This window comes from Parapedobacter sp. ISTM3 (genome assembly GCF_016533505.1).
Classification (GTDB): domain Bacteria; phylum Bacteroidota; class Bacteroidia; order Sphingobacteriales; family Sphingobacteriaceae; genus Parapedobacter; species Parapedobacter luteus.
Genome location: NZ_JAENGN010000031.1, coordinates 1 through 13,252 on the forward strand (window position 1 = coordinate 1; position 13,252 = coordinate 13,252).

4 protein-coding genes are annotated in these 13,252 nt (G+C 52.9%); 3 read left to right on the forward strand and 1 reads right to left on the reverse strand.

Annotated features, from left to right (window positions below):
• Both JHJ32_RS22080 and JHJ32_RS22085 read left to right on the forward strand, forming a co-directional pair.
• Positions 1 to 1,649: OmpA family protein (locus tag JHJ32_RS22080; protein ID WP_200122800.1), on the forward strand; the 1,649-nt coding region annotated here is incomplete at its 5' end.
• Positions 1,650 to 1,808: 159 nt separating this feature from the next.
• Positions 1,809 to 2,468, forward strand: coding sequence for a response regulator transcription factor (locus JHJ32_RS22085; RefSeq protein WP_200122801.1), 660 nt, complete (start codon positions 1,809 to 1,811; stop codon positions 2,466 to 2,468).
• Here the strand turns inward: JHJ32_RS22085 and JHJ32_RS22090 are convergent.
• Positions 2,407 to 5,418, reverse strand: coding sequence for an ATP-binding protein (locus JHJ32_RS22090; RefSeq protein WP_200122805.1), 3,012 nt, complete (start codon positions 5,416 to 5,418; stop codon positions 2,407 to 2,409). The two genes, JHJ32_RS22085 and JHJ32_RS22090, sit on opposite strands and share 62 nt — an antisense overlap.
• Before the next feature lie 430 nt (positions 5,419 to 5,848).
• On the opposite strand from JHJ32_RS22090, the gene JHJ32_RS22095 reads away from it, so the two are divergent.
• Positions 5,849 to 13,252 (forward strand): DUF11 domain-containing protein (locus JHJ32_RS22095; protein WP_200122807.1); only part of this gene is annotated, 7,404 nt, incomplete at its 3' end.

Here is a 13,252-nt window from a genome sequence, read left to right on the forward strand (position 1 = left end):
CGCTGAAGGCAAACGGCAAATATGCAGAGGCCAAGCAGCAATTCGAAGCTTACCGCTCGCAGAAGGGGACGGATGATGGCGTAGCCAGCCTCATCGCGGGATGTGATTCGGCGATTACCTGGATGGCTAATCCGACGAATCACCTGATCCGTAACCAGACGGCCGTCAATACCGAACGGTCGGAATTTGCAGTACATGCGGCAGATGGCAGGGTGTTTTATGCCGCTGAACCTGATGTCGTAGGCAACAGTGAAAAGCATGGGTGGACAGGCAATGCGTTCCTGAGGATTTTTTCAGCGGATCGCTCGGCAGCTAATAATGCCTTGTCATCGCCAGCGATTGCGGCTGATATGCCCAACGATGCCCGCTATCACATCGGTCCGGTAACGGCGGATCCGGATGGAAAAACGTTATACGTAACGCGTACGTATCCGGGAAGGGAAGGGGTGGTTTCAAAGGAAAGGCGCACGAAATACCATACGAATAAGCTGGAGCTGTACCGTTATACGAAAGATGCGTCTACCGGCGAGTGGATAGCCGAGCCATTTGCTTATAACAACGTCAAAGGCTATTCCGTGGGACATGCCGCGCTGGCGCCTGATGGAAATACAATCTACTTTGTAAGCGATATGCCCGGGGGACATGGCGGAACGGACATCTGGTTTTGTAAGCGGCAGGATGACGGGCAGTGGGGCACGCCCGAAAATGCGGGCTCCGAAGTGAACAGTGCGGGGAATGAAATGTTTCCGAATATTGCCCCTGATGGGACGCTGTATTATTCGAGCGACGGCCTGCTCGGAATGGGCGGGTTGGATATCTTCCGGTCCACGGGTGCCGGACGTGAGTGGTCTACGCCGGAGAATCTGCGGTATCCGGTCAATTCTCCGCAGGATGATTTTGCCTTTGTTTATGTAATGGATGATGAGACGGCCATCAGCGGATACCTTTCATCGGATAGGCGCGAAGGTGCAGGTGGAGATGATATCTATTCGTTTGTGCTGGAGAAGCCGAAAATCATCATCATGCTGCAAGGCACCACGTCGAATAAGCAAAGCGGCGAACGCTTGGTGGCCGATGTCACCTTGTTTGATGGCAGTAAAACGATTGTCGCAAGCAGGCAAAGTACGGAGAACGGTACCTTTGAGTTTCTGCTGGATGGTGATCGCGACTATCAGGTGTTTGCCAGGAAAGCTGGCTTCCACCCCGATTCGGCCCGGGTAAGTACCGTGGGGATTACCAAAAGCGACACCCTGCATGTTGCGCTTTTGCTGGACCCGGAGTTTACCGTTGGCCAACGCATCGAACTGGAAAATATTTACTATGACTTTGACAAGCACAACATCCGTCCGGATGCAGCAGCAATACTGGACCGGTTGGTAACAATCATGCAGGATTATCCGACGCTGAAGATCGAGCTGTCAAGCCATACCGACAGCCGGGGCAGCGACGCCTACAACATGGCGCTGTCGCAGCGAAGGGCGCAGGCGGCTGTGGACTACCTGGTAAGCCGGGGCATCGCCAGGGAGCGGATGGTGGCGCGAGGGTATGGGGAGACGAGGCTGGTGAACGGCTGCGGCAACGGGGTGCCCTGCTCGCGCGAGCAGCACCAGGCAAACCGGCGCACGGAGGTGACCGTGTTGGAATATTGATAAGGGGTTCCGCATGTTAATTTTGCAACGTCTCCGCACGGCAAGGTCGTGCGGAGACGTTGTTTTGATTTGTGATATTCGGTAATTTGGAAAGCCAATGTTTCTAAATTATACGATAAACTTGCTACCTTTATCGGGCGAACAAACCTGCTACCAGCAATGCCGTTACACATTACTGTTGTTGATGACCACAGCGCTGTGCGATTGGGAATGAAATATATCATTCAGGAGTGGATGCCTGAAACGGTTGTGTCTTTTGCGGATACCATGCCCGAATTGTTGCGGCTGTTGTCTTCGAAATTTATTGATATCGTTGTGTTAGATATCAATATTCCGGGAGGAAATAGCTTTGATATGATCAAAATGATCCGGGGCCTTCAGTCCCATGTGAAGATACTCGTGCTGTCTGCTTATGAAGAACTACTTTATGCGCTTCGCTATATTGACTTGGGGGCTGATGGGTACTTGCAGAAGAATAGTAATGAAATAACTATCCGCGAAGCGCTGAATACGGTATGTCAAGGGAAGAAGTACCTTAGCAACGACGTCAAAGCGCATATCCTGGAGCAGCGGATGTCCGCGGGCGAGAAAGCAACGGAAAATCCGATAGGGAGCTTGACTAACCGGGAATTGGAAGTATGCCGTTTGCTGGCGGAAGGAAAGGGAGTAGGCGAAATTGCCAAGCTGCTGTTTCTCCACACATCGACCGTAGGCACTTACAAGAGTAAAATCTACGAAAAGCTTCATGTCAATAACATCACGGAATTGATTGATAAATTCCGGTTGCATGATTTTGGCGTAACGCAAATACAATCGTAGTGCCTTTGCCCAACACACTCCAAATGTGCATTTCTGCATTGATCAGCTGGGCCATATCCTTGGCTAACATGAGGCCAAAGCCGGTTTCTTTTTCCAAAGCATTGCGGTTTGTCGGCACGTGCTGGTTGGTATTATAATAAGCCACTTGCTCGGGGCGCAGCCCTACCCCGGTGTCGGAAATGCTGAAGGAAACCAAACCGGCGGCCATGTTCTCCACACTGATCATGATCTGGCCACCCTTCGTAAATTTAATGGCATTGTCAAGGATATTGTGGATGATGACAGATAGGATATCTGCATGCGCATTGATGACGGTGTCCTGCGGGATTTCATTGGTAATGGTATTGCCGCGGAGTTTTGCGATCGGTAGGAAGATGTCGACCTGGCTTTGGACAACCTGATGTAAACAAACGTCATGCAGCACCAGCCATTCTTTGGTGCGCATAATGCGCGATAGGTTTGTCAGGTTGTTTGAGTATTGATAAATGTGCTGCGTGGCATGATAGATTTGCTGGATTTCGCCGGATGTGATCCGTTGTGCTTTTGCCCTGGATTGCATGGCATGTAGCGTTTGGACGACATAATGGAGTGGTGCTTTGATGTCATGGGTAATCGATGCCGATAGGTGCTGCTGCCATTCGTATTGTTTTTTAAGGTCTTCGGTCCGCTCGTTTACCTTCTGGATTAACAACCGGTTTTGTTTGAGAACAAGCTTGGTCCGGACATAGATCATCAGCCAAAAGATCAATCCGATGCTCATGCAGAAAATAGCGGTAAACCACCAGGTTTCGTGAAACAAAGGCTGTACATGGAGACGGAAATTGGCATATTTGAAATCTCTCAGGGTTAGCCCGCTTCGCATGCGAATCCGGAGCAGATGGCTGCCGGAGGAAAGGTTATTTATCGACAGGGAGTTATGAATCCCGTTGAATGGTAGCCATTCGCTTGACGGCTTGTCACTACGGTCTAGCATATATTCAATTTCCATATTGTGTGGGTTTCCATAAAACGGGGTAGCGATCTTAATGTCCAGTCTGGAAAAATTACGTGGAATTTGGATGGTATCGCCAATACGTAGGGTATCGCCATTAAGTGATACTTTGTCGAGGATAATCGCATCGTCCGGAAATTCGTCGATGATAGTCATCGGATCGAATTGTACTAAGCCGCGTAGTGAAGGGAATGAGAAACGGCCATCTGGCAGTTTGATGGCACAAGGCATGCATCCCCCGTTGAATTCGTTGCTGTCGAATCCCCAATTTTTATTATAATAAAAGTAAAAAGGCGTTTCGCTGTTGTTTTTTTTGTAGTCGAGCAATTGTTGTTTGCTAACCTTGAATAACCCTTTATTGGTGCTTATCCAAATAAAACCATTGTCGTCTTCCAAGGTACAGTGGGAAGTAGTCAGGTACCTGTTTTTGTCTAGCGGGAAAGCTGTTATATGTCCGTTTTCGTATAGAAAAAAACCATGTTGGTAAGTTGTTACCCAGTGTCGTCCGTCCGATTCTCTTCGGATGCTGCGAATATGCATGTCTCCAAAAGCGGGAATGCCGGTGACTGTAGTGCTTACGGTGTTGTACGAGAATAAGCCTTTTCGGGTGCCAATGAACAGGACTGAGTCGTCTGCCCGTTCAATATACGTAATGGCGCTGGGCAAGGAGGCTCGGACAACAAAGGTGTCACGACTTGCGTCGTAATACGCCAATAGGTTTTCTTCTCCTCCTAGCCAGTAACGCGCTGAGTCATCCTTATAGATATATTTTAGCTGCATCGGATTTGGCTTTATGTCAACGATACGGCTCGCATCCCGCGACAGGATCATGATGGTGTCTTTAAGGAGAATCCAGATTGTCTCTCCGGGACCGATGATCTGACCCCTCTGATGCTTTTTACCGACCAATGGTAGCGCACGCTTTAGCGTACCATCGTTGTCAAATATTGCACCGTGGTCTGACAGCAGCGATCCATTGGGTAAAAGTGCCTGCGTATAGAACACATTATTAGCATGGGGAAGATCTATCGTTAAGGGGGTAAAGAACCGTTTCTGGATGACGAATAGTCCATCTGTTTCGCTGCCCAATAGGATCTGTCCTTCGGACGCCAGGTGATGGACAGCGATGATGTCATGCTGCCGGAAATCGAACCCTGTCAGTAATAGCGTGCTGGACAAATTTCCGTCTTCGGTTTCTGCGAGGCGATATAAACTGTTGGCCGCATAAACAAACAACTGATTAGATACGGGATTCCAGTAAAGATTAAATGGAGTCGAATTGGGTAAATCCGACAGATCGCCTCCAATGTTTTTTTTGGCAACGCAGGCTTCTTTATTGATTTCCGTGTATTGACGGATGCCCTCGAAGTAATATAGCTTTCCGTGGAGACTGGCAAACTGCCAGAGATTTGCGTCGGCAAAAGGTATGGATGCTGTAGGACTCATGTGGAATGGCGGAAAGACGGATATCGAATCAGAGGATATGACAAAGTCTCCGCCAGCGCCATCCGGAACGACCAAGTGTTGTGGCGTGTAGTCGGGATAGCTCGGTGGAAGGCGGACGCTATGATACAATGTTTTTTCGCGGATGGAGCGAAGCTTTTGGAGCACGCCCCAAAGTGGCTTCTCGGATGTGGTTGGTTTGCCGTCTTTCAATAAGATCATTTCGTTGAATTCGCTCTGAGCCCAGAATTCATTGGGCTGCGATCCTCGATAAAGGGCGACCATACGGTCGCTTTTTAACTTGGTAGACAAGTCGTCGAACGTCCTGAACAGGCCATCCCCATCATAGCGAACCGGTCCTTTTTCGGTGATCAACCAAACGAACCCCAGATTATCTTGTCCGATTCCTTTAATGCTGTTCTGAGGGAGGCCATGCTCATCCGTGTACTGTTTAATTAGGTATCCGTTATTTGAGGTATTAGCGCGAGGGAGTTGCACAATGAGCAGCAACGTCACACATAAAAGAAATATTCGGCAAATCAAACGGTTTGAAACGGTCACGGTTGTAATAAACATCGAGTAATCATTCAGTATCCAGCAATTCTTCAGTATCGAAATTTTCCTAATAGAAGAGTGGTGTAAAGTTATTTAATTTCGGGCATTACTCCCAAAGTATCAATCTGTTATTACTCTAATTTTTTAGTTACTTGATTGATAATTAATCAAATTAATTAGGGGTTACTATCTTGATGTTGAGTTGTTTGATAGAAAATTTACGATGCACTAGCGAAAATGTATGACTTTTATTTCCAAGAAATACGATTGTGTCCCTTCCTGAGCCCGGTTATGTTTGCAGCATCAATACGTTGAGTGTCTATCTAAAATATGGTCTTGGTTTCTTAGCCTAAATCATAGAAAACGTTTGCGAACCCTTACAACATTACCCATGAGAAGAAACTTACTTGTTTGTGTCCTTTTCTTTTTTACATCCCAGCTCTACGCGGACGACTATTACTGGGTAGGCGGTGGAGGAAACTGGAGTGACCTGGCCAACCACTGGCGGTTGGGAAGCCCCACAGGCAGTACACCCAGCATCGTGCCATCGGCAAGTGATAATGTGTTTTTTGGCAGCTACAGCGGCTTCACGTCGGCCAGCCGGACGGTGACACTCAACACCAACGCGTTTTGCAACAACATGACCTGGGAAAGCGATGTCCCGAACAATCCTGTGCTGGCAAAAGGAGGTGCAAGTACGCTGTTTGTATACGGAAACCTCGTCCTGTCGCCGATGGTCACCTATGATAATGTGGTGGATGTGGAGTTTACAGGATCCAATCCCGCCACATTGATCGCTAACGGTACGATAGGGGGTATCCTGAACCTTATCGTCAATAAACCGGGAAGCGGGCTGACGCTCTTGGACGACCTGATTTATACCGGAAGTACAGCCAACAATGGGTATGGTCTCACCTTGACCGCGGGTTACCTAAATGCATCTGGGAGAACGATGGAGCTCTTCAGTTTTTTGAGTGACAATAACAACCCGCGACATTTGGATATCACAGATGGCAGCATTATCGTGCTACGAAATTTTTACTTTAGGGGAACCGGTAAGACGCTTGTTGCGGAGAATTCTTATGTAAAGACGGGTATTCGCTTAGTAACGGATGGCGGTGAGTTTGACGAGGTGGAAGCAACATCTGACAGTCCAAATAACGACCTTTTTTCCGTATATAATACAACATTCCGGAAACTCGTATTCAGCAACCCCTCGCTTTCGTCTAATGCGCGTATCCATGCTGGAAATACGGTGGATTCGTTGATTTTCATGGGGACTGGTCATATAAGGTCGGAAAATAATCATGTAAACTACGTATCGATTGCCGGAAACGGCACGGTTGGAGGTGCGAACAATGTGATAGGGTACATGGAAATAGCAGGGACTTTGAATATCATCGACGACGGCGGTCATGTTTTTGATACGTTGTTGGTTGCGCCTAACAAGGATATATGGGTCAGACGGACGATTACCATCAATAAGTATTTCCGGGCGGGAGGGGCGCCCTGTGACGGATTTACAGAAATCACCGGAACTTCCGACGGTACGATTAATTTTGCCGCTGGAGCGCAGGTCGATATCGATAATGTATTGCTGACCAATATCGCAGCAACGGGCAGTCTTACCCCATTGACCGTCAACGGAATCGACAACGAAGGTAATACGGGCTTTATCATTAATACGCCCAATACCATCAGCCGGACATTGTACTGGGTCGGTGGTCCGGGTGATTGGGACGACCGCAACCATTGGAGTGAAGAAAGTGGCGGTGCTCCAGGGGCTTGTATCCCCTTTATCGGGGATGATGTGGTGTTTGATGGCAACAGTGGATTGAACGGTGGAGGGACCGTAGCCACCACGGGCAATACCTACTGCCGGAACATGACTTGGGCGGCCGGTATCTCGGGCAGTCCGATTTTCTCGGTGAGCGGCAACTTTTACATGCAAGTATATGGTTCGGTGGTACTGAACCCGAATGTGACCATGAATGGCATGCTGGATATGCGGGGAACAGAAGCGGTGACCTTTACCACCAACGGAAGCACGAAAGGAAACAACCGCATCTTGGTTCGAAAGTCGGCAGAGGATCCATTGGCCGGTGGTGTGACCTTGACAGATGATTGGACAAATCCGTCGGGATCCTTTCAGTTGAACAGGGGGCATCTGAATTTAGCAGGAAAGGCCGTAAATATCAATATCTTCACCAGTAATGTTTCCAATGGACGGCATGTGGATATGCAGGGATCGGACATTACCGTCAACAGGTGGGAATATAGGGCTGGTAATAAAACGTTGGAAGCGGATAATTCGAAGCTGACCATTACGGGTTCGATATATGTGGCGGGAATGGTGACGTATGATGCGGTCGATGTAACAACCGGATCGCTCAATACGGATAATTTTTCGGTTACCCAGACCGGCTTCAGGGAACTGCTCTTCAGTAATCCGTCGTTGGTCACCGCTGCCCGTATCGATGGCGGCAACATCATCGAACGGCTGGAATTTATGGGACAGGGGGCGATTGCGGGGACTGGCAACGTGATTGATTCGCTAATAACAGGTGAGAACCGTAACCTATGGCTTGCTCAGGGGAGCAATACCATCAACGAATACTTCAGGGCCGTGCATCCCGATTGCAGTGGCCTGGGTGAGATCAGGAGCTTGGGGACAGGCAGCACCATTGTTTTCGGTGCCGATGCCGACGTGGATGTGGCGAATGTGTACATGGAGAACATCACGGCCTCGGGCGGGGGTGGTACGTTGACGCTCCCCATCGCGTTTTCGGGGGCGGATGCCGGGGGCAACGCAGGTTGGACCATCATCCCTTCGGACGGCGATGCCCGCTATTGGATTGGGGGGGGCGGCGACTGGAACGACGCCTCGCATTGGAGTACCGAGTCGGGCGGTCCCGGTGGCGCCTGTGTGCCAACGGTTGCGAATGATGTGTATTTTGACGCCAACAGTGGGTTTGGTACAACAGCGGCTTCACGGACGATCACCGTAAACAATGGGAATGCTTATTTCCGGAATATGGATTGGACAGGCGCGGCAAACAATCCGATTCTGAATAGGAACGCGGCCTGGAACATGGAGGCATGGGGCGAAAGCATCGTGCTGAACCCGGCAGTGACCCTGAATGCGACCTTCCAATTAAGGGGGGCGGCTGCAACCGTCATGACGGGCCAGACGCTGGGTAATTTTGATTTGGAACTGCGGAAGCCGGGCGGGTCTTTTACCATCGCGAACGATTATTCAAATAACCAGACCGATATCTTCCTGTATGAAGGGGCGCTGATCGCTTCGGGGATTGCGTTGACGGTAAACGCGATTGATAATGACAACCGAAACAACAACCTATCGGTGGATATCAGCGGCAGTGCCGTCAATGCCGGGGCTCATTGGCGGTACAGCGGCGGAGTTTCGAATCGGTTGCTCGATGCGACGGATGCAGTGATCACAACGCAACAGTTTATTGCTGAAGGACTTGCATACCATCAGGTATATATCAGTGGAACCTCAAATTTGCATGGGCGCTTCTCAAATATCGCCGCCAATCGAATCACGTTTACGCAAACCAACGTAAGCTCAGCGGTAGGCATAAACGGTGTAAACAACCAGCTTGACACGGTTGAATACAAGGGAGGCGGCGCCATCTACGGCACGGGCAATACTATTGGTACACTGATCTTATTCCCGGGTAGCCGTTACACGCTCACTGCGGGAACCAATACGACGATAACGGAAAGCTGGTTTGGCAGTGGTACGCCCTGCCAGCTTACCGAAATCGTGAGCAGCAGTCCGTCGGCCGTTGCGACGGTGACGAAAGCCGACGGAGCCGTGGACTTCGACTATGTACGCCTGGAACGCATCGCGGCGACCGGTGGTGCGGAGTTTGCTGCCGGGTCGCACAGCCTCGACCTCGGGGGAAGCACCGGTTGGGACATCGCGCCTTATGATGGGGCTTCGCCGATCGAAGGCCTGGGGCCGGACATCAGCCTGGCTGATGCGGAATTTCCGTATACGATTTCCACGGCTGGTTTCTTCGGATCGCCATTGTCCCGCTACGAATGGAAGAAAGACGGCATAGTCGTCGGCACGGCTGATGAGCTGGTGGTGACCGAGCCGGGTGAATATGCCATCAAAGTGGATTTTCCCGATGGTTGTATGGTGCTGGATACCATTCTGATAGCCCGGGATAGCGCCGATCTGGTCGTCGTAAAAGCATTGAAAGACCCCGACCAGGAGGCGTATGTGCCCGGCGAAGAGGTGGTGTACACCATTACGGTGACCAACAACGGACCGGACGACGCGGTGAACGTGGTGGTGACGGACCAAGCGCCCGAGGATACCGAGATGACGGCTTGGTCAGCGACGGTGACTGCGGGTACCGTCGATCTACCCAATGCATCGGGCACGGGTAACCTGGCTGAAACCATCGCATTGCTGCCCGATGGGGCTACGGTGGTGTATGAAGTAACGCTGGCAACGGAATCCGGCCGGATGGCCGACCTGAGCAATACGGTGGAGGTGACCTCACCGACCCCAGACCCGGAACCGGACTGCGACGCATGTACGACCGCACCCCTGCCCGCTGCGCCGGAGGCTTCGGTATCCGTTGCCAAAGTTGTGAACCCCGGAACGCAGGAAAGCTATATACCGGGTGAGGCGGTTGCCTATACCATTACGGTGACCAACGACGGGCCAAGCGATGCCCGGGAAGTGGTCATCGCCGATACGGCGCCTGCGGGTACGGCCATTACAGGGTGGACGGCAACCGTGACCACCGGAACGGTGACGCTGCCGGATGCATCCGGCAACGGCGACCTCAATGAGACGATTGCCGTATTGCCGAGCGGTGCGGTGGTGACCTATGAAATAACGGTGCAGACACCGGCTGACTATACGGAAGATTTGAGCAATACCGCTGCGGTAAGCAGCGATACGGAAGACCCGGACGATGCCGACAATACGGCAACTACTCCCGGCTTGCCGTCTGTGCCGGCTGCGCCGATCAGCGACGGCGACCAGGAGGAGTGTGCGGAGAGCCCGCTGCAGACGCTGACCGCCACGGCTACCGTGCCTGATGGAACGACCATCGTGTGGTACGATGCCCCGACAGGGGGGAATGTCGTTGCCGACGCAAGCTTGGATGCCGTTGGTACGGTGACGTACTATGCGGAGGCGCGAAAAGGCACGTTGGCCAGCCTGACGCGTACGGCCGTGACGCTGACTATCAACGCGCTGCCGACGGTGGTCATTACCGACCCAGCCGTGGCGTGCGCCGGATCAACCATAGACCTGACGGCCGCGGCCGTCACCGAAGGGAGTGATGTGGGGCTCACCTATGCCTATTATACCGACGCCGCGGGTACTGACGTGCTGGCCAATCCGGCGGCTGTTACCGAATCGGGTACGTACTACATCCGGGGGACGAGCCCCGTGACGGGGTGCAGCACCCTTGTGCCGGTGGTGGTCCAGTTTGTGGATCGGCCGGTGGTGACGGTTACCCATCCGGACTGTGCAGCGGGTAGTACCGGCTCGATTGCCATCACCGGCCCGCTGGGTACCGGGTTTGAGTACTCCATCGATGGTACTAGTTACCAAGCAGACCCATTGTTTGAGGATCTGGTACCTGGCACGTATTACGTGACGGCGCAGCATGCTTCGGTGCCGGGATGCGTGAGCGAAGCGCTGGAAGTAACCATCAGCGACCGGCCGACGACGGTGACCCCGACGGTCGTACAGCCGGATTGCGACAATCCGTTGGGACAGATTATCTTTCCGGAAAATCCGGATTATGAGTATGCGGTTTATCCGGTGGGCGGAACGCCGTCTTACGGACCGGCTCCTATTTTTACAGACCTGGCACCCGGCGAATACCGCGCGCAAATGCGCTCGCTGGTGATTATATGCGAAGCCGATCCGGTGACGGTAACCATAAACGAGGCACCGGTTGTACCGGCTGCACCGGTAAGCGGTGGAGATGTTGCCGAATGTGCAACCACACCGCTGCAAACGCTGACGGCGGCCGCTACGGTGCCTGTTGGCGTAACCGTCATCTGGTACGATGCGCCGACGGGCGGCAATGTGGTGGCCAGCCCGACCCTGAATACGGTGGGAACGGTGACGTATTACGCCGAAGCTACCAACGGCACCTGCGTCAGCACAAGCCGTACACCGGTAACGTTGACCATCAACCCGTTGCCGGTAATCGATGCGAAGGACGACCTGGTGGTATGCGGCGCGTTTACCCTGCCGGATATTACCGGTACGGATATTACCGGCGACAAGGCATATTATACTGAGGCCGGCGGTGCCGGTACGCGCCATGAGATTGGGGAAACGATTTCCGTAGCGGGCACTTATACGTTGTATCAATATGCAACGACGGTCGATGGCTGTGTGGCCGAATCGTCATTCGTCTTAACCATCAATGAAACGCCTACCGCCGGTACCGTTGGCAACGACCAGGCTGTCTGCTATGGCGAAGTGCCTGCTGAGTTGATGTCAACGGCGGCAGGTACGGGTACGGGCACCGTCGTATACCGATGGGAAATGTCTACGGATGGCGGCGCGTCTTGGTTGCCGGTTGCCGGTGCCGAGGGTGCGGCTTATCAACCGGAGGTCCTGACGGTGACAACACTGTTCCGCCGGATTACGGTGGCGACGGCCAGTGGCCTGTCGTGCGAGTCTGCACCGACGGATGCGGTGGAGGTTGTGGTTGCCGATGAGCTGTTCGCCGATGCGGGAGCCGACCAAAGCCAGGTTAACGACGAAGCCTTTACACTGGCAGCGGCAACGCCGGCGTTGGGTGCGGGGCAATGGAGCGTGGTGTCCGGTACGCCATCGACAGCGGTATCGGATGTAAACGACCCTGCGGCAACGGTATCGGTGGCACCCGGCGAGAGCGTGACCCTGCGCTGGACCGTGACCAACGGCAGTTGTGCTGTGTTTGATGAGGTGACATTGACGCACCTGGTCCGCAGCTTCAGCAGCAGGAAAGCGGTCGTCGATGCAAATGGCGACGGCGTGGCGCAGGCAGGCGAGGCCCTGACCTATACGATTGCCGTGACCAATACCGGGGACGTCGATTTGACGGGGGTAACCATTGTGGATGAGATTCCGTTGGGAACAACGTATATCGATGGCAGCGCGACGGCAACGGGCGGTAGTTTTGCCGGCGATGAGGTGGCGTGGACCATCAATGTACCCGCGGGAGGAACGGTAAATGTGCGTTTCAGTGTAACGGTTGTTGAAGATGTGACTGGTCTTGATGATATTACCAATACGGCGCTGGTTGCCGATCCGGTCGCCGGCACGCAGCAACCGTTTGTGACGATATCGGTAGGTGCGGAGCGCACCTTCACGGCCGCCAAGTCGGTGGCGGATGCTTCCGGCGACGGGCTGGCGCAGGCGGAAGAGGAGCTGACGTATTCGATTACGGTGGAAAATACCGGGGATGTGGACCTGCTCGGGGTCACCATCCGCGACGTGATACCAACCGGCACGGCTTACGTGGCCGGAAGTGCCGATGCCGACGGCGGGGTGTTTGATGATGCTAACGGCCGCATAGACTGGCTGCTGGATATTCCGTTTGGAACGAGCGTCACCGTAAACTTCGGGGTGACGGTGGCGGCAGACCTGACGGGCATCGATGTGATTGCCAACACGGCGGTTGTGTCGGATCCGGCCGATCCGTCGGGCACGCCCCGGGAAGCAACCGCGCCGGAATTACCGGTTGATGCGGCACGCGGCTTTGCAGCCACCAAGTCGGTGGCGGATGCTTCAGGT